An 18,494-nucleotide genomic window follows, 5' to 3' on the forward strand; every position below is an offset into this window, starting at 1 on the left:
GCAGGCTCCGCGAACTCAGCGCAGGTGGGCGAGCTTCGCCGGGTTGCCGATGCCGTGGATGACCGAGATCCGGTCGCCGGCGAACTCGAGGGCGAGCACCGAGACGATCCGGCCGCGGCGGCGCGCGATGATGCCGGGCTCGGCGTTCACCTCGGCGACCTCGAAGGCCAGGCCCATGCCGCCGACGTTGGCGATCAGCTGCCGGGCGACCAGCTCTGCGCCGACCGTCACTCCGGTCGGGGCATCCGGGAAGATGCCGCCCGAGTCGAAGTGGCCGCGGGCGTCTGCGGCGAGGGCCGTGACGAGCCCGTCGAGGTCGCCGTCGGTCGCGGCCGCTGCGAACCGCTCGGACAGGCGGCGGGCGACCGCAGGCTCGACGGTGTAGCGGGCCTCGCCCTGCGCCGTGATCCGCCTGCGTGCGCGCGACGCGGACTGCCGCGCACTCGCCGGGCTCACGCCGAGGATCTCCGCCACGCGGCCGAAGTCGAGGTCGAAGACGTCGTGCAGCAGGAACGCCGTGCGCTCGGCAGGTGACAGCTGCTCGAGCACGACGAGCAGCGCCATCCGCACGGAGTCGTCGAGGGTGACGCGATCCTCGGGGAGGGTCCGCTCATCGGTGACGATCGGCTCCGGGAGCCACGGCCCGACGTAGGCGCGGCGGGAGTGCTCGTGCGCACGCAGCCGATCGATCGAGAGCCGGGACGCAACCGTGATGAGCCACGCGCGCGGGTCGTCGAGCGGCTCGTCGCCGCGGGCGAGCAGCCGCACGTACGTCTCCTGCGTCACGTCCTCCGCATCGGCGACGGAGCCGAGCACCCGGTACGCGACGTCGCGGACGACGTACCGGTGGGCGGTCCAGAGCTCGGCGAAATCGGTCATGTCAAGAGAGACGATCCACCCGGGTCGAGTGTGACGGCAAGTGTGAATGTCATCCAGATGGTCACGATCCCGATCCCTCAACCGTCCCCTTGGCATGAACGAGAACACGACCTCAGCACGCAGCAGCGCGGATGCCGCCGGCGGGCCGCCCCGCCGGCTCGTGAACGCGACCGCGCCCGTTGCCCGCGCCCTGGCCGGGCGCAGGTGGATGCCGGTCTGGGGAGTCATCCGTCATCGTGGACGCAGGAGCGGCACGGCGTACGAGACGCCGATCGCGGTCGTGCCCACGAAGGACGCCGCCATCGTGATGATCGGCCTGCCGTGGGGTGCGAAGACCGACTGGGCGCGCAACGTCATCGCGGCCGACGGCGCCTCGCTGCGCTGGAAGGGGCGCGACGTCACGCTGGTGCAACCGCGAATCGTCGATGCGGCCGCGGCGGAACGACTCGCGAAGGGGCCGTTCGGGGCGGTGCTCAAGCGGTTCCCGGCTGCGATCGTGCTCACCCGCGCCTGACCTCGCGTTCGTCCCAGTGGGCCGCTGATCCTCCAAGTGCTCAACCCGAGTGAGCATTCAATCACCAATAATGATCACATATGATTGGAAAGGTCTTGCTATTGACATGATCGATCATGGCTGGCAAGTTCTCCAGTGAACCCGGATCACCTGACCGCAGATGCTCGAGGAGAATGCCGATGTCCAGAACACCCCGCGCCGCGCTCGTCGCCACCATGACGGTGTGCACGCTCGCGTTCATCGCCACGCCCCTGTCGGCGAATGCCGCCGACGGCTCGGCGGGCGACGATCCACTCGCCGACCTGGCGCTCATCCCGCAGCCGTCGCACGTCGCCGCGACGGGCGCGGCGCCCGTCGAGTTCGGCCCAGGCACCGTCATCAAGGTGCACCCCCGTGACGACGGCTCGGCCGCCGTCGGCGAGGGCCTGGCGGAGTTGCTGAGGGACGCCACGGGCTACCCGATCCCCGTCGGCCAGCGGGCCGCCGGGGCGTCCAAGGGGGCGACCATCGAGCTGTCGACCCGCGGCGACGCAGCCCTCGGCGATGAGGGCTACACACTCGAGACCAAGGGCACGCGCATCTCGCTCGAAGCGCACAGCGCCGAGGGACTGTTCCGCGGCGTCACCACCCTGCGACAGCTCCTGCCGCCCGAGATCGAATCGGCCGGGGCATCCGACGTGGCCTGGGCGATCCCCGCGGTCGACATCAGCGACGCGCCGCGCTACGACTACCGGGGTGCGATGCTCGACGTCGGCCGGCGCTTCTATCCGGTCGACGACGTCAAGCGCTTCATCGATCAGATGGCGCTCTACAAGTACAACGCACTCCACCTGCACCTCACCGACGATCAGGGCTGGCGGCTCACCGTCGATGCGCGACCCGAACTCACGCAGGTCGGTGCCTCGACGCAGAGCGGCTGGAAGCCGGGCACCGGCGGCCCCTGGTTCTACACGAAGGCCGACTACCAGGAGATCGTCTCGTACGCCGCCGAGCACTTCATCGAGGTCGTGCCCGAGATCGACGGACCGAGCCACGCGATGGCTGCCAAGGCGTCGATCCCCGAGATCAACTGCGACGGGAAGGCCGTCGCGCCGTACTCCGGGTTCGACGTCGGCCTGCCGACCATCTGCCTCACACCCGAACGCCGTGAGGAGGTGCGCGCCTACCTTCAGGATGTGCTCACGGAAGCCGCGCAACAGAGCTCGTCGAACATCGTGCACATCGGCGGCGACGAGGTGCCGTCGACCACCCAGGAGCAGATGGACTGGTATGTGAAGACCTCGTCGGAGATCCTCGCCGAGCAGGGCAAGCGCGTCATGGGCTGGCACCAGATCGGCGCCTCGCCGCTGCCCGCCGGATCGATCATGCAGTGGTGGGCCGACGCCGGCGACCAGGCCTCGATCGGCACGGCGAACGAACGGCCCGACGTGCGGGAGCTCCGCAACGCGCTCGCGCAGGGAGCGACCGTGGTGGCCTCACCGGCCGACCGCTCGTACCTCGACATGAAGTACGACTCGACGGTGCCCTATGGTCTCAGCTGGGCCGGGCTCGTCGACCTCGAGCGCTCCTACGACTGGGATCCGATCTCGGTGACCTCGAGCCCGGACGGCCGCGTCTCACTCGCGACCGAGGAGCAGATCGAGGGCGTCGAGGCGGCGCTCTGGGCTGATCGCGCATACTACGGCTCGACCAAGCTGCCGACGTCGCTCGACCAGTTCATCCCGGTCTCGCAGTACGCCGACTTCGTGAGCTTCCCGCGCATGCCGGCGATCGCCGAGGTCGGGTGGTCGGCGCCCGAGGTGCGCTCCTTCGACGACTTCGATCGCCGCATCGTCGCCCAGGCCGACCGGTGGGACGAGATGGGCATCGGCTTCTACCGCGCGCCCGACGTGCCCTGGGAGGGGTAGGGCTTCACCTTCACGAGGCGTCACCGGTTCTCCGGTGGCGCCTCGTCGACGACGCGTTCGAGATTCCGGTGGCTGTCGAGCAAACCGGGGTGTTCGGCCAGTGCAGCGGGCCGTTCCGGTTCGAACCGCTGGTGGTCTCGCTCGACGACTGACTCCGGGTGCGGCGAGCCGCGGTGATCTCACCCGCTTTCAGTCTGGAACGGCGACGACTCCCTGCTCGGGCGTGACCGTCACGGTCGATCCGTACTCGGGAGCGACGAGCGTCAGCGAGTACGACAGCCCGTCGGCGCTCGCCGTGTAGGTGCCCGTCGTACCGTCCGGCAGATCGGCGATCACCACACCGGCATCCGTCACCAGCAGTGCGTCGCCCGGCGTGATCGTCATCGCGGCAGGCCGGGGACCGCCCGCTGTCGCCTCATCGAGAGTGGATGCAGCGTGCTCGGCCGCCGCGGTCAGCTCGACCATCTCGGCTCGTGCATCGGCCTGAGCTTGGCTGTTGGCCGCCAGCCCTCGGAACACGGCCGGAAGCACGACCGTGACGCCGAACAGCATGACCGCGGCGACTGTCATCGCGCCGAGGAGCGCGAGCACTGCGGTGCCGCACCCGGAACCGGATCGAGTCGGCGTCGGGCGGGGCCGGGCTGTCTGCGGACGGGCTGCGCGCTGGGGTCGCGGGGCACGCCGCTCAGCGGCGACTTCGTGGAGGATGCGCGCTTCGATGGGCGCGAAATCGGCGAGCAGCGCGGTCGTGTCGGGCTGGCGCGATGGCGCCCTCGAGGTCCAGGTCTCGCGCTTCGTCGCGGCTGCGACGATTCGTGCGATCTGCTCGTCGCTGTAGGCGCGGCGCACCTGCACGGTCGAGAGCAGAGCGGATGCGGGCACCACTCCGATCTGCGCGCTGTCGCTGTGCGGCGGCGCCTTGACCGTCACCGTCGCGCCGACGACCGCGATGATGCCGACGACCTCGACCGAGGTGCCGCTCGCCTTCGTGAGCACCCGTTCGGCTCGGGATGCTTCGTGTGCCGCGTTCGTGAGGTAGTGCTGCTGCTGGTTGTTGACGCGCAGACCGTGCCCGGCGACCCAGACGCGGCCGCCCGGATGGTGTTTCGTGTTGATGGTGAACACGCCCGGCGGGCCGATCAGCACGTGGTCGATATCGCTGCCTTCCGTGCCGACCGGCACGGAGTGGAGCACGGTCCACTCGGGGCCGAGCTGTGCGAGGAGCCCAGCGACGTGGCGTTCGCCCACGAGCCCGGTGTACCAGGAGCGTTGTTCAGGTCGGCGCCCTTGACGCTCGAGGTCGACCAGCTTCTCGATCACCGACTGGCCGGGAACGTTCGCCCGAAGATCAGCAGCGCGCGATGGCGCGTCGCGCGGCAGCGTAGCGGGGAGCGGCAGCACTCCGCCCTCCGACACATACTGCAGCGCATGGGCCGGATCGCGCGGATGCCGGAACTCCGTCCACTCCGTGCCCGACCAGAAGCGCCACACCGCCGCCGACCGCGCGTCGCGGTACCAGCCCCGAGGTGGCGGCGGGGGCGGGGGCGATTCCGACGACGCCGAGCGGAACCCGAGATGCGCCCTGCTCTCACTGACCGCGTCGCCGGATGTCACGCGCTCACGCTACTGACCAGCAGGTCAGCGGCGATGCCCCCAGTGCGTGGGGGAGCGCAGCCGCAGAGACGTGCGGACACGGCACCACCACCACGCGACGGCCGACGACGGATGCCACGCGCCGCACGCCCTTGGACAGCAGCCGTTGCTCGGCGCGGACGACCGAGACGGTCTCACGCGGCATCCGCCCGTCGATCGCCCCGACGACGTACCCTCAGGGAAGGACGCCGGTTCGACGGACGGCGGTTCACCCGTGGTCTACACCTGCCATGACGGATGCCGGTGAGCGAGCTCGAGCCGACACCGGCAGCCGCACAACTGGAGCCCACATGAACACGCCGACACCCGCTCTCCTCAAACTCGGGGTGTTGGTCACCTCGCGCAAGACCGACGAGCGGCGACTGCCGATCCATCCCTCCCACCTCGAGCGGATCGACGCCGACCTGCGCGCGAACATGATCCTCGAGCGCGGCTACGGCGAGCGTTTCGGCTTCTCGGACGAACAGCTCGCTCCGCTGGTGGGGGCGATGGCCACCCGCGAGGCCATCATCGCCGAGGCCGACGTCATCGCACTGCCGAAGCCGCTCGCATCCGACCTCGCCGAATTCCGCGACGGACAGGTGCTGTGGGGCTGGCCGCACTGCGTCCAGGACCGGGACATGACCCAATACGCCATCGACAAGGGCCTCACGCTCATCGCGTGGGAGGCCATGAACCACTGGAAGGCCGACGGCGGGTTCGGGCTGCACGTGTTCCACAAGAACAACGAGATCGCGGGGTACTGCTCCGTGCTGCACGCCCTGCAACTGTGCGGCTCAACAGGGGACTACGGGCGGCGGCTCAACGCGGTGGTGATCGGCTTCGGCGCGACCGCGCGCGGCGCCGTCACCGTGTTGAACGCGCACGGCATCCACGACGTGCGCGTGCTGACCAACCGCGACACGGCTGCCGTCGGCTCCCCGATCCCGTCCGTCGACATCATCCAGTTCGAACACGACCCGGAGGCGCCGTTCGCGAGCACCGTGAACACGGAGGACGGCCCGGTCGCACTCGCCCCGTTCCTCGCCGCGCACGACATCGTCGTCAACTGCACCCTGCAGGATCCGAACGCACCGCTCACCTACCTGCGCACCGAGGACCTCGGGGCCTTCCGCCCCGGCAGCCTCATCGTCGACGTCTCGATCGACGAGGGCATGGGATTCGAATGGGCGCGGCCCACCTCGTTCGCCGACCCGATGTTCACGGTCGGTGATTCGACCAACTACTACGCCGTCGACCACAGCCCGTCGTACCTGTGGAACTCGGCCACGTGGGAGATCAGCGAAGCCCTGATGCCGTTCCTCCGCACCGTGATGGAGGGCCCTGGGGCGTGGGCCGAGTCGGACACCATCAGCCGTGCGATCGAGATCGAGGGCGGTCGCGTGCGCAACGAGGCGATCCTGCAGTTCCAGAGGCGCTCGGCCGAGTACCCGTATCCCGCGCTCGTGTGAGCGTCACCGGGTGATGGCGGCAACCACCGCGGTCGGGTGACAGGATCAGCGGCTGACCCGTAGGTCCTTCCATCCGAACCCGCCAGGTTCGGGCAGGCTCGCACGGATCTGCTCGGCGGTGAACATGCGTCGCGGCAGCAGGTCGTCGGGCACGGATGCCGCGGGCGGCGCGACATCGGTCACGCCCTCGGCGAGCATGCGCACCTGGGCCTTCGCGACGAGCGGTACGGTCATGGTCCACTCGGTGACCTGCGCGAGCGCGTACTGCGCCCACACCGGCCACGGCACCACGACCACGCGACGGCCGACGACGGATGCCACGCGCCGCACGGCCTTCGACAGCAGCAGTTGCTCGGCGCCGACGACCGCGACGGTCTCACGCGGCATCCGCCCGTCGACCGCGGCGACGAGGATGTCGGTGAGGTCGTCGATCGGGATGGGCCGGATCGCCTTCTCGCGGAAGCCGACGGTCGCGAACACCGGCAGGGTCTGCACGGTGTGGCTGAGGTGGTCGATGAGGTGGTCGCCGCGACCGTAGATCATGCCGGCCTTGAGGATCGTGTGGTCGAGGCCCGAGTCGCGGACCAGCTCCTCGGCCGCCCACTTCGACTCGTGGTACGCGGACCCGCAGTCGGGGCGCGCCCGCAGAAAGCTCAGCATGATGACCTTGCGCACCCCGGCGCGCTTGGCCGCCTCGATCACGTTCGCGGTGCCCTCGATGTGCACCCGCTGGTAGGTCTGGTCGCCGATCTCGCGGTTGATGCCCGCGCAGTGCGCGACGACCTCGCACCCCTCGAACGCCCGCGCGAGCGCGTCGACGTCACTGGTGTCGACGCCGGTGCGCCTGGAGATGATGACGGATGCCTCGGGCCCGAGCCGTTCGGCCAGGTGGCGTCCGACGAAGCCGGTGCCGCCGGTGATCGCGGTGCGGGGGTGATTCAAACGGCGTCGAGATCAGTCGGTTCCGCGGCCGTCGCTGGGCGCCGAGCCTCCGCTCGCCGCCGAGCTTGGAGATGGATCCTGATGAACTGGATCTCGATGAAGACGCCCACGGCCGCCACCAGAAAGCCCATGGGCTCCTGGGTGAAACCGATGATGAGGCCCGCGACGATCAGCACGGGGCAGAAGATCATGTTGATCAGAGAACCGGTGGTGCCATACGGGCTGAAACGGGCGTCGGGGTCGATGTTCACGGGACCGAGTATGTCGCCTGTGCGCCCGGAGCGGAAACCGCGAGAGTCAAGCCCGCCCAGATGTCCGCGTCGCGTGATCGCGTTCCGGCTCGCCTGCGCCTGCGCCTGCGGCCGCGCCCGCAGGTGGCAGCAATCGATATGCCGGTTCCGCCTCATCGTGAGGGGAGCTGGCATACCGCCACATGCAGCCGTGGCGGTGGGCGTGCTCGATACGATTCGGCTGTCACGGTTGGCGAGGCTCACGCCCGGAGGGCGCGACGACGCAGGGATCGTCGTGGCAGACATCCGTGCTGGGGCGCGTATCGACGACGTCTCCCTCTACGGCACCATTCCAAGGACGACGTTGACGTATGGGATGACTCTGGGCTCCACCGCGTTCGAGTGGGGCGATCTTGCCCAGTCAAGACGTTGTGTGGGCTCCTCGAGGCGCGGGGGTTGGCAGTAGCGATTTCGTTCCAATGTCACATTGGGATGCCCGATAGTTGATCCGCGATACTGCGATTCATCTGACGGAGCACGGACTTTTCCCGCTCCAGCAAGGCCGTATCGAAGGTCGTTCTGTTTCGATGCATTCGTCGCTCCCACTCTTCAAGTTGCTCCTTGGCGACATTCTCGCGCTGCCAGATATTTGCCAGTTTCACGTGGACTTCCTGGTGGCGGCGGCGAAGCGCATACGGCCAGCCGAATCGATCCGCTTCCACTTCCAGCGGGACGATTTCCATGTAGACGTCTGCCAGGAGAATAAGCCGTTCGATACGGAGGCCCCGCGCATGTCGAATCTCTGCCGCGTACAGTAGGTCGCCCTCATTTGCCAGGCGTTTCAAGCGTCGCATCTTCGACCATGGGACCCTGTCGCCGACGCTCTGGGCTAGGTCATACAGGGCGACGGTGATGAGCTGCCACGCTGGAATGTAGGCAACTAGGAATAGCCCTGCGACTACCCAGAGTAGAACGAAGAAACCCTCCCAGCGTGAAGTCGTGCTGACAGACGTGTTTATGATGGCCGTCATTGCTGCGAACGGCAGTGAAATGACCACGATGCCGTATGCGCCGGCTAGGAACCACCTGCTCGCACGGTGCTTTCTGAACTTCTTTCGCCGCCATCGCGCTACCAGCACCCGCGTCTCAATTACGATCGCTAGCGCGATGATTGGAATGATCTGCGCCACCGCGCTCCAATAGGCGCGACTCTCATCGCCAGTCAACTCCACGTCCGGATGGTATCGGTCTGAGGGCCCTAGCGGGGTGAGGCTCAAAGTGAGTTCGAGCGCACCCATAGATCCAGCCAGATTGTCCAGTAGCGCGCCGACCGCAACGGCGTTTCACAGTAGAGATCAAGGCCCCTTTTGGGGGGGCGGCGCGTCTGTATTGGTCTGGCTAACGTTGCTGTAGGCGACTAGGCAAGCGCCGCCGCAGCCGAGGCTCAAGTATCGCTCGGATCCGGAGCCACGGCGGGAGAATGCGTGTCCTTGGTAGACGACCTTCGTACAGCGAACAAGGTCGAGTTGGCTGAGTGTCTCGCGATGATCGAGACTTCAACGCAGCGATGGTGGCGTGTGCCACATCTTTGGTGGTTCACCGACCACACTGAAAGACATTCCCGGCGTGTAGCTGAATACTGTGAGCTACTGGCGGCCGCTCGTACCTTGCCCGAGGGTATGGAGCTGAACGTAGTCGAGCGGTTCATGTTGGCAGCGGCGGCCTGGTTGCACGACATTGGTATGCAGGCGGCAAGGGCTCCACTCGGAGACGACGAGGCTCTGCAACTACGGAAGCAGCATCCCGAGCGATCGCGTGAGATCATCGAGTCTGGCGGGATCGACACTGGTATTCAGAATGATGCGGCGCTCTCGTACATCGCGCAACTCGCGCAGGCTCATGGAACGGAATACTACCGACCTACTGTGGACAGTCTCCCTGTCACGCGATCTCTCTACGGCATGCCGGTTCGACTTCGTCTGCTTGCGGCGATACTCCTCCTTGCCGATGAGCTGGACCTTCACAACGAGCGAACGCCTACGCCCACGACGAACACCGAGTATGCGCCGCTTACGGCAGCTCATTGGCTGAAACATCAGATAATTTCGGGTGTTCGCCTTTCTGAGGCGGATGGACTGGTGAAACTCACCCTTGAGATCGTGCGACCTGTCAACGTAGATGACGACGCGCTAGCTGAGTTAGTCGAATGGATCACCACAAAGCTCCGTGTGCAGTTCGGCCTCGTTGAGGCTGAGATCTCGCTGGGCTTCAACGGTCACTATGAGTTCGACCGCCAGATCGAGGTCCTAATCGACCCGATCGGCGTTCCGAATAAGCTCGTAAGCAGCGATGTTGAATCCATCATCCGAGCTGAAAATGCCCGATCGGCGCTGATCAACCACGACTCACTTCTCAAGAGTGCCAATAGCGCACTTGCTGAGGGGCGTTCAGTAGCACTCGTTGGACCTCTTGGGCCCTCCCGACATGACACAACGGGACGCGAAGACGTTCTGAACTGCCTGTTCGAGGCAGCGCGCGCTGCTGGCACCTCAGTTGGACGCCATTGGATGCCGGAGGACGGCGTGATTCAGACGGCTGCGGATGTGTTGTTCGCCTGGGCGATTGACCTCAATCTGGATGTCGAGAGCGTGCAGGCCGAGGCTCGTGAGGAGGAGACTAGGGCGACCTTGCTGGGGGCCCTTGTCTCCTACGTGTCTGAGAAAGGGGTCGTTCTCTTGGTGCTGTCAGGCTTCGATGAGCTTCCAAAGGCGTCCCGGGAGTGGCTCGTAGGAGCCGCGCTGCGGCCGCTGGTCGCTGCTGGAGCACAGCTCCTATTAACAACGACCGCCAAAGAAGATATAGACGGCCGCCTTGTTGACTGCGACACTCTTGACGTGGGGTCGGTAGCTGAGGAAGCGCGAGTTCGGTATCTCAACCGCTACATAAATCGTCGATCGGCAGCAGTGGTTGCGCGGGCGTCGGAGACGTACGCAAGCGTAAAAGCGTACGCACTCAATCAGCGCTCAAGCGGACTAGTGATCTGATGGCTGCACGTTCCACTGAATTGTCGCCCGCTCAGGTCGCGGTCAATCTGCTCGGTGTTGTGCCCTACTTTGATATCGCGACCGGCAAAGAGATCGTGCAGCTTGTTGAATCCGAGCTGGATCGCGACGCTTCGGATCAATGGGTGGATGATTTCTTCATTGATCTGCTTGTCAGCGGATCACTTGAACGAGTTCGTAACCTTCACCGAGTTGCCGCGCCTGTACGCGAGCAGGCACTGGAGATAGCCCGCCAGAACTATCCGGAACTCGCTATCAAGACCGTTGATATTTTTGTCCGCAGGTCAGAAGCCGAGCTAGGCCTCGCGATCGCAGCGGTGTTGGGGTACCGGGCGCGGACAGTTCTTATCCAGGCGATCGATTCTGCCTCCCACCCAGCCGATCAAGTTAAATTCGATTCCCTCATCGAAACCGTGCACAGGTCCAAGCGACTTGGCCGCGGAACAGACTCACAATCTGCGCTTGAACTCTTGAGGGCCTATGGGGCTGCGGATCGGCAACTAGCCTTCATGGAAGGGCTGGCCCATTGGCAGGCGGGTGAGCGAGCGGAGGCAGCTCGCCATTTTCGACACGTGCTCGAGTTCGACACGGTAGATAAGGCTGAAGCAATTGCAGCGCATCTCTTGGGTGTTCGTCAGCATGAACTCCGAAACACCGACGACGCTTTGAAACTTTTTGAGCGCGCTGAATGGGTCGGGCGTGAAATCTCTGATTTCCGCGGCCTCGCCATCACTACTACCTCGCATGCAAGGGCGGTGCGAGATCTTGGCGAGCTGAATCGCGATCGAACCTTGCTCGAGCGTTCGATTGAGCTCTTCCAGAGCGCTCGCGTGGTGCTGTCCGAGCAAGCCTCAAGCGATGGTCTCGACGTGTTGAACTCTTTGTCGCGCATAGACATAGGAGAAGCGCAAGCGATATTTCTTCTTGGCGACTACGAACGCGCGATCGCGCTTGGCCGATTGGCGGTGCAGCGAAGGCATCTGCGGAGCGATGAAGAAGCCTGGGCGCGAATCGTGCTTGCCGGTATGTTGCGCGACACGAACGAGCTTGGCGAGGCGCGATCGGTTCTTGCCCCGGCACTAGACGATCGCGATGGCCGGTCGGACCATATCTCTGCCGTGCTGTTCAACGTGGCCGCGAGTATCGCGCGACGAGCTGATCTTGACGCCGAAGCTCTAAAGCTCGCGCGTCGGAGCGTTGAGATCGGCGAACAAATTGGTGACTCGTCTCATGTCGCTCAGGCACTCGTTACGCAGGCGCTGATTCAAATCGACCTGCTGACCTGGACGGACGCTATAAACGGACCGGAGGTCCGAGCTATCAGAAGCATGTTGTACCGCGCTCGAGCTATTTTCTACGAGGGCCGCAATGCTACTGGGCTATCGATGGTCGAAGACGCGTTTGGGCGCCTGCCGTAGATGTATTAGCCAATCGGGAATGCGTCGGGAATACGCCAGCCCCCTCCGCGTTGAACTTGAGCGTACGCCACTCAAGTTCCAGGAGGATTGGTGCCCGAAGACTTCAACCCCGAAGCCGGTGCGAGCTCGTTCGACGAGTTTCTGAGCCGGTATCTCGCGGGTGAGCAGGCTCGCCAGGCTCGGTCGATCGACCTCAGCCGGTTCCTGACCGCCCGCACGCAAGGCATCCTGCAGAAGGCAGGACGCTTCGCGCTCGAGCGCGGCCAGACCGAGCTCGACGCCCTGCACATCCTGCGCGTGATCGTCGAGGACGACAGCGTGAAGCAGGCCGTCGCCCGCATCGGCGTCGCCCCCGAGCGGCTCATCACCGCGACCGAGGCACGCCTGCCCGCGGCATCCGATGTCGCCGACATCAACGCGGCCACGATCACGCCGAGCGCCAGTCGCGCGCTGTTCCACAGCTACCAGGTGGCGCGTTCGGCCGGCTCGACCTACATCGACCCCGAGCACCTCTTCTTCGCGCTCGTGCTGGGGCAGGACGCCCCCGCCGGCCAGGTGCTGGCGCGCGCCGGCGTCACCGCCGAGGCCCTCACGCAGGGGATGCGCGAGACGGTCGAGGCCGGGTTCGACGGTGACGAGGCCGAGCAGTACGGCGCGAACGGCGCCGGCACAGAGGCATCCGCGACCCCGATGCTCGACAAGTTCGGCACCGATCTCACGGCGCTCGCCGAGAACGGCGAGCTCGACCCCGTGATCGGGCGCGTCGACGAGATCGAGCAGACCATCGAGATCCTCAGCCGCCGCACGAAGAACAACCCCGTGCTGATCGGCGAGGCCGGCGTCGGCAAGACGGCGATCGTCGAGGGCCTCGCCCGCGCGATCGTCGAGGAGTCGGTGCCAGAGGCCCTGCTCGAGAAGCGCGTCATCTCGCTCGACCTGCCCGGCATGCTCGCCGGCACCCGCTACCGCGGCGACTTCGAGGAGCGCCTCACCAAGACCATGGAGGAGATCGCCGCACACAAGGGCGAACTCATCATCTTCATCGATGAGATCCACACGGTCGTCGGTGCGGGCGGCTCGGGCGACGGCGGAACCGACGCCGGAAACATCCTGAAGCCCCGCCTCGCACGCGGCGACCTGCACCTCGTGGGCGCGACCACGCTCAAGGAGTACCGCACCATCGAGAAGGACCCCGCCCTCGAGCGTCGGTTCCAGCCGGTTCGCGTCGGCGAGCCCTCCATCGAAGACGCCGTGCTCATCCTGCAGGGGCTGCGCTCGGCATACGAGGAGCACCACGGCGTCGAGTACACGGATGCCGCGCTGCGGGCGTCCGTCGAGCTCTCGGCCAGGTACCTCACCGACCGCGTGCTGCCCGACAAGGCCATCGACCTCATCGACCAGGCCGGGGCGCGGCTGCGTCTCAAGCTCGGCATGAAGACGGATGTCTCCGCGCTCATCGCGCGACTCGCCGACCTCGAGGCCGACAAGAACGCCGCCGTGAGCGCCGAGCACTATGAAGAGGCCTCGCGCATCCGCGACGAGATCTCGAAGGTGCAGGCCAAGCTCGACGAGGCGAGCGCGAACGGGCGTGCCGTGACATCCGCCGACGCAGCTGACCGCTCGACGATCATCGACGAGCCCGAGATCGCCGCGGTGATCTCGCGGGCCACCGGCATTCCGGTGAACCGCCTCACGGAGACCGAGCGCGAGCGCCTCGGTGACCTCGAGGGCGAGCTGCACGCGCGCGTCATCGGCCAGGACGACGCGGTCACCGCGGTCGCGAAGGCCGTGCGTCGCAGCCGCACCGGCATGGGCGACTCGCGTCGACCGGTCGGATCGTTCCTGTTCCTCGGCCCGACGGGCGTCGGCAAGACGGAGCTGGCGCGTGCGCTGGCCGACCGGCTGTTCGACGACGAGGGTGCGATCATCCGCTTCGACATGAGCGAGTTCGGCGAGCGGCACACGGTGTCGCGCCTCGTCGGCGCCCCTCCCGGATACGTCGGGTACGACGAGGCCGGGCAGCTCACCGAGCGCGTGCGGCGCAACCCGTACTCGATCGTGCTGTTCGACGAGATCGAGAAGGCGCACCCCGACGTGTTCAACCTGCTGCTGCAGGTGCTCGACGACGGACGCCTGACCGACGGCCAGGGCCGAACGGTCGACTTCCGCAACACGGTGATCGTGATGACCTCGAACCTCGGTTCGGAGTTCCTCGCGTCGCGCTCCGGTGCGCTCGGGTTCGTCGCGTCGACGGATGGCTCGGGCTTCAGCTCTGCCGCCGACGTGCGCAACCGCGTCATGGGCAAGGTGCGCGAGGCCATGCGCCCCGAGTTCCTGAACCGCATCGACGAGATCGTGCTGTTCCAGAAGCTCGGTGCATCTGAGCTGTCGCAGATCGTGCGCCTCATGCTCGGTGCGACCTCCGCTCGCCTCGCGGCCCGCGAGGTCGAGTTCGAGGTGACGGATGCCGCGGTCGCGCTGCTTGCAGAACGCGGCTACGAGCCCGAGTACGGCGCCCGGCCCCTGCGTCGCGTGATCCAGCGGGAGGTCGACGACCGCATCGCGGACCTCTTCGTCTCGGGCGCGCTCGGCGACGGCGAGGGCGTGCGGGTGGACGCCGCGAACGGCGAGTTCGTGATCGTGCCTGTGCCCCGGGCGACGGTGACGGTGCCGCTGGCGGCCTAGCCGCGGCATCCGCTCGATCGGAATCCCGCTCGTGCGGTGGAATCCCTTCCCCCAAGGGATTCCACCGCACGGGCGGGATTCCTGCGTTTCCGCGACGTGCGGCGCCCGGGCCTGGCCAGGATGAGCCCAGCGGGCGGGCCCGCGCTCAGTTCGCCGTCACGAGAGGATGTCGGCGTGGCGGTGCACGATCTTCCAGCCGTCGGCCTCGTGGCGGTACACCTGGGTCGACCGCAGGGTGAAGGCGCGCGGCACCCCGTCGACCGAGGTCTCGATGCGCTCGTAGCCGGTGGTGTACGCGAAGTCGTCGGTCACGTCGTACGAGAGCAGGTCGAACTCGTACGCGAGGCACGACGAGAACGTCGAGGCGAGCACCTCGAACTCCTCGACCAGCTGCGTGCGCCCGACCGCGGTGCGCCACGCCCCGAGCGCGCTGACCGGCTCCTGCGTCGACCAGATGGCCCGGCGCGGGCCGTCGTCGCCGTCGAGCATGGCGCGTTCGGCGGCCACGACTTCGATGTTCACCCAGGCCAGGAACTCATAGGGATCAGTCATGGTCTCAGGATGGCGGGACTCGAGGTCGGGCACAATCATCCGCGCGGGGCGGCGTGGCCTCCTCGGAGGATCCACCGTCCGCCGTATCCGCCGCTCGGCGTACCGGCGCGGCACCGCATCGAGACCCGGCGCCGCGACGACGTTCCGGGTCACCACTGAGGCGGGCGCGCTGCCGGCGGCGAAGGCTGGCCCGATGAGCGGAACTCGTTCCGACGCCCATGACGACCCCGGCGCTACCGCCGAGGCCGACAACGACCGACCGACGTTCGACCTGCGAGCGCGGGGCGTCGAGACGGTCGTGCTCGTGGCATCCGTCGTCGTGCTCCGCCTGTTGGGCGTGCTGCTCATGGTGGCCTCGTCGTCTGGGCTCGACTCGTTCGACGCGTTCATCCCGCTCGTCGCCATGGTCGTCGACCCGAACGTGCTCGTGTGGATCGCGCTCGCCGCGGCCGTGCAGTTCGGGTTGCGGTCGATGGGCCGGCCGGGGCGATGGGCGCTGATCGTGCTCGCCGCGCCCGTCGCGGTCGTGGTCGTGAACGCCGTGCGAAGCATCCCGAGTCTCGGTGCCGCCGGCCTCGGCGCGCTGTTCGGCAACCCCGTCGCCTGGATCGACGCCGGGATCCTCACCCTCCTGGTGGCGCTCGGCATCGCGTTCACCGCGGCCGCGCTCGGCGGGGAACGGCGCACGTCTTCGCGGATCGCGGGTGTGCTGCTCGCCCTCGGCGGACTGCTCACGCTGCTGCTCGTCTGGCAGTGGATCGCGGCCAACCTCGTCATCTGGGCCAGCCGACCCACGCCGACGCCCGAGCAGGAGAACCTCTTCCTCGTCACGGCAGCGGTCACGCTCGGCGCGTTGGTCGGCGCCATCGTGTTCGCCGCACTCAGTCGTCGCCGAGGGCTCATCGTCGCCTCGTGCATCGTCGGATGCCTCGGCCTGGTCATCACGCTCGCCGTGCCGGTGCCGACCGACCGGTTCGCCCCGGAGCCGCCGCCCGCGCCGACCGAGCCCGCCGAGCCGGGTGGCGGCCACTCGTGCATGAGCCCCGGCGACCCGAACTGCGTCGGAGGCTGACGACCCGCCTCGGCCGATCGATCCGGGGCCGGGCGTACTGTGGGGCCGGGGGAGTCGCATGGTCGGCAGGGCGAGGGAGCACCGGGCGCTCGATGGCGTGCGCGTCGATCGCGTGAGCGCCGACATCCACTTCGCGCATACGGAACACGTGAACTGGGTGATCTACTCGGGCCCCGACGGCGTCACGCTCGTCGACTCGGGTTACGCGGGCCAGCGCGTGCTGCTCGAGGCATCCCTCGGCGCGGTCGGGGTCGGGCCGGCGGATGTCGCAGCCATCCTCATCACCCATGGCCACGCCGATCACCTCGGCGGGGCCGCGTGGCTCGCGGAGGAGTTCGGCACGCCCGTGCACGCACACCCGTTCGAGCTCGCGAACGTGCGACGCGACATCCTGGAGCAGGCGGGCACGGGCGGCGTGCTGCGCAACGCGTGGCGGCCGGGCGTCGTGCCGTGGGCGCTGGCGATCGTGCCGCTGCTCAACGGTCGCGCGGACCTCGGGGTGCCGAGCGCGACGGCACCGCCCATGCGGGGCGAGCGCATCGACGTGCCGGGGCAGCCGCGCATGCGACTCGTCGACGGGCACACCAGCGGTCACGCCGTGTTCGAGTTCGACGACGAGGGCGTGCTCGTCGTCGGCGACGCGCTCGTCACCCGCCACCGCACGTCACCACTGCTCGGGCCGCAGCTGCTCGCATCGATGTTCCACCACGACGCCGGGCGGGCGCGGGAGTCGGCGGGCGCCGTCGGGTCGTCGACGGCCCGCTTCGTGCTGCCCGGGCACGGCGAGGCCTGGATCGGGCCCGCGAGCGCGGCCGCCGAAGCGGCGCTCGACGCCGGCGCGCCCTGGTGAGCTGAGCCACCTTCGCGTGCCTCGGGCTCGCGATCAGGGTGCGATCAGGGTGCGATCCGGGCGGAGTTCAGTGCTGATCCGGATGTCGCGCGTCATGATCCGGGGCATTCTGCATCTCTAGGGGTGAGGGGCGAATGCCACCGCTCGCGACTGAGGAAGGACCCGCGCCATGACGACCCACCTGGAATACGTGACCGGATCGCTCGGCGAGCGCACCGCGCTGCCGTGCGTCTGCGGGCGGGTCGCGGATCACCAGCGTCTGGGATCGACCGGGCTCGTCGCGGCATCCGATGGGCTGCCCCTCGGGGGTTTGCCTTCGGCCGGGCACTCGGCCGGACACCGGCGCCGTGCCGCCTCGCTGCGGCCCCAGACGGCTCGCGCCGGGCGCGGGCGGCACGCCGCCTGACCGGGGTGCTGCTCGTCGCGGCGGCGTTCAGCCCGCGAGCCCGTGCCAGAAGGCGCGAATCGCGGTGGCGAGCGCCTCGGGCTGCTCGAGGGGGACCAGCGTGCGCGCTCCTTCGATCGTCAGCACCTGTGCGTTCGGCGTGAGGGATGCGGCCCGCTCGGCGTCGGCGGGGCTCCAGTCGCCGCGGTCGTCGGAGGCGACGAACAGGCTGGGCACGCGGATGTCGGGGAGCCGGTCGGTCACGTCGATGCGGTCGAGGATGAATGAGCGCAGGGCGAGGCTCATGCTCCTGCGTGAGGGGCGCTGCAGGCTGTCGAGCACGACTCGGCGCAGGTGCGGCGTGGCGGCGGACCGCTCCGTCAGCATCGCCTCGACGATGGCGGCGCGCACGGGCCCGACGGGCCCGGCCAGTTCCAACAGCGGCTTGAGGACTTGGATCTTACGACGGAGGCCGGGCGCGATCGCCTCGGTCGGGGAACTGATCGCGATCAGGCTGCGCAGGCGAGCGGGATCGGTCGCGAGGTTCAGTCCGACATGCCCGCCGAAGGCGTTGCCGACCCAGTCGACCGGACCCCCGGTGTCGAGTGCGTCGAGCGCGTCGCGCGCGGCATCCGCTGCCCCGGCGATCGTGCTGCGACGCTCGAGCGGATCGCTGGAGCCCAGCCCGGGCGGGTCGATCAGCACGAAGCGGCGGGGTTCGTCGTCGGCGTCTGCGAGCAGCGGCACGAGGTCGTCCCACGTGTGGCTGTCGACGAACATCGACGACCAGAGGATCGTCGTTCGCCCCGATCCGATGATGCGAGCGTGCAGCCCGCCGAGTCGGGTCGGGATGCGCTCGGTGTGTTCCGTCAGCGTGTTCATTTTTTGATGTTA

17 protein-coding genes are annotated in these 18,494 nt (G+C 67.6%); 9 read left to right on the forward strand and 8 right to left on the reverse strand.

The genetic code is table 11. The features are described from left to right. Positions 1-15: 15 nt before the first annotated feature. A complete protein-coding gene (locus ABIC29_RS03315) occupies positions 16-879 on the reverse strand; it encodes a sigma-70 family RNA polymerase sigma factor (protein ID WP_158551748.1) in 864 nt (287 codons plus the stop codon). Positions 880-973: 94 nt separating this feature from the next. Between ABIC29_RS03315 and ABIC29_RS03320 the strand changes: the two genes are divergently transcribed. Beyond that, complete coding sequence (locus tag ABIC29_RS03320; protein ID WP_354242713.1) at positions 974-1,393, forward strand: nitroreductase family deazaflavin-dependent oxidoreductase; 420 nt, start codon at positions 974-976, stop codon at positions 1,391-1,393. Positions 1,394-1,572: 179 nt separating this feature from the next. Then, on the forward strand, positions 1,573-3,300 hold the full coding sequence (locus ABIC29_RS03325; protein WP_354242716.1) for a beta-N-acetylhexosaminidase: 1,728 nt from the start codon (positions 1,573-1,575) through the stop codon (positions 3,298-3,300). A 189-nt stretch (positions 3,301-3,489) separates the two neighbouring features. On the opposite strand, the gene ABIC29_RS03330 is transcribed toward ABIC29_RS03325, so the two are convergent. Both ABIC29_RS03330 and ABIC29_RS03335 read right to left on the reverse strand, forming a co-directional pair. After that, the gene (locus ABIC29_RS03330; RefSeq protein WP_354242719.1) at positions 3,490-4,548 is read right to left on the reverse strand and encodes a nuclease-related domain-containing protein; all 1,059 of its coding nucleotides are present in this window, start codon (positions 4,546-4,548) and stop codon (positions 3,490-3,492) included. Positions 4,549-4,918: 370 nt separating this feature from the next. Further along, entirely contained in the window at positions 4,919-5,098 is a 180-nt protein-coding gene (locus ABIC29_RS03335; protein ID WP_158551751.1) for a hypothetical protein, read from the reverse strand. A 145-nt stretch (positions 5,099-5,243) separates the two neighbouring features. On the opposite strand from ABIC29_RS03335, the gene ABIC29_RS03340 reads away from it, so the two are divergent. Further along, positions 5,244-6,404: a N(5)-(carboxyethyl)ornithine synthase gene (locus tag ABIC29_RS03340; RefSeq protein ID WP_354242722.1), complete on the forward strand. Its 1,161-nt coding sequence runs from the start codon at positions 5,244-5,246 to the stop codon at positions 6,402-6,404. Positions 6,405-6,449: 45 nt separating this feature from the next. Here the strand turns inward: ABIC29_RS03340 and ABIC29_RS03345 are convergent, their stop codons facing one another. The 3 genes from ABIC29_RS03345 to ABIC29_RS03355 form a co-directional block, all read right to left on the reverse strand. Further along, positions 6,450-7,346: an SDR family oxidoreductase gene (locus tag ABIC29_RS03345; RefSeq protein ID WP_354242725.1), complete on the reverse strand. Its 897-nt coding sequence runs from the start codon at positions 7,344-7,346 to the stop codon at positions 6,450-6,452. After that, a complete protein-coding gene (locus ABIC29_RS03350) occupies positions 7,343-7,597 on the reverse strand; it encodes a hypothetical protein (RefSeq protein WP_354242727.1) in 255 nt (84 codons plus the stop codon). The genes ABIC29_RS03345 and ABIC29_RS03350 overlap by 4 nt, the downstream gene beginning before the upstream one ends. A gap of 461 nt (positions 7,598-8,058) precedes the next feature. After that, positions 8,059-8,808 (reverse strand): hypothetical protein, encoded by a 750-nt coding sequence (locus ABIC29_RS03355; protein ID WP_354242729.1) that lies wholly within the window; start codon positions 8,806-8,808, stop codon positions 8,059-8,061. Positions 8,809-9,120: 312 nt separating this feature from the next. On the opposite strand from ABIC29_RS03355, the gene ABIC29_RS03360 reads away from it, so the two are divergent. The 3 genes from ABIC29_RS03360 to ABIC29_RS03370 all read left to right on the forward strand — a co-directional run bounded on the left by ABIC29_RS03360 (position 9,121) and on the right by ABIC29_RS03370 (position 14,741). Then, entirely contained in the window at positions 9,121-10,620 is a 1,500-nt protein-coding gene (locus ABIC29_RS03360) for an HD domain-containing protein (protein ID WP_354244581.1), read from the forward strand. Further along, positions 10,620-12,056: a tetratricopeptide repeat protein gene (locus ABIC29_RS03365; RefSeq protein ID WP_354242732.1), complete on the forward strand. Its 1,437-nt coding sequence runs from the start codon at positions 10,620-10,622 to the stop codon at positions 12,054-12,056. Before ABIC29_RS03360 ends, ABIC29_RS03365 begins: the two co-directional genes overlap by 1 nt. Before the next feature lie 90 nt (positions 12,057-12,146). Next, positions 12,147-14,741: an ATP-dependent Clp protease ATP-binding subunit gene (locus tag ABIC29_RS03370; RefSeq protein WP_354242735.1), complete on the forward strand. Its 2,595-nt coding sequence runs from the start codon at positions 12,147-12,149 to the stop codon at positions 14,739-14,741. Positions 14,742-14,897: 156 nt separating this feature from the next. Here ABIC29_RS03370 and ABIC29_RS03375 read toward each other — a convergent pair whose 3' ends face one another. Next, positions 14,898-15,293, reverse strand: a complete 396-nt coding sequence (locus ABIC29_RS03375; protein WP_354242738.1) for a nuclear transport factor 2 family protein — start codon at positions 15,291-15,293, stop codon at positions 14,898-14,900. 193 nt (positions 15,294-15,486) lie between these two features. Here ABIC29_RS03375 and ABIC29_RS03380 point away from each other — a divergent pair, with 193 nt between their 5' ends. The 3 genes from ABIC29_RS03380 to ABIC29_RS03390 all read left to right on the forward strand — a co-directional run bounded on the left by ABIC29_RS03380 (position 15,487) and on the right by ABIC29_RS03390 (position 17,621). Beyond that, positions 15,487-16,365 carry a hypothetical protein gene (locus ABIC29_RS03380; protein ID WP_354242741.1) on the forward strand — a complete coding sequence of 293 codons (879 nt, stop codon included), beginning with the start codon at positions 15,487-15,489 and terminating at the stop codon, positions 16,363-16,365. Between the two features lie 58 nt (positions 16,366-16,423). Continuing rightward, complete coding sequence (locus ABIC29_RS03385; RefSeq protein ID WP_116080843.1) at positions 16,424-17,215, forward strand: MBL fold metallo-hydrolase; 792 nt, start codon at positions 16,424-16,426, stop codon at positions 17,213-17,215. Between the two features lie 169 nt (positions 17,216-17,384). Next, on the forward strand, positions 17,385-17,621 hold the full coding sequence (locus tag ABIC29_RS03390; protein WP_147309119.1) for a hypothetical protein: 237 nt from the start codon (positions 17,385-17,387) through the stop codon (positions 17,619-17,621). Positions 17,622-17,648: 27 nt separating this feature from the next. Here the strand turns inward: ABIC29_RS03390 and ABIC29_RS03395 are convergent, their stop codons facing one another. Further along, positions 17,649-18,482, reverse strand: a complete 834-nt coding sequence (locus tag ABIC29_RS03395; RefSeq protein WP_116080844.1) for an alpha/beta fold hydrolase — start codon at positions 18,480-18,482, stop codon at positions 17,649-17,651. Positions 18,483-18,494: the final 12 nt, after the last annotated feature.

This window comes from Agromyces sp. PvR057, assembly GCF_040547485.1.
Classification (GTDB): domain Bacteria; phylum Actinomycetota; class Actinomycetes; order Actinomycetales; family Microbacteriaceae; genus Agromyces.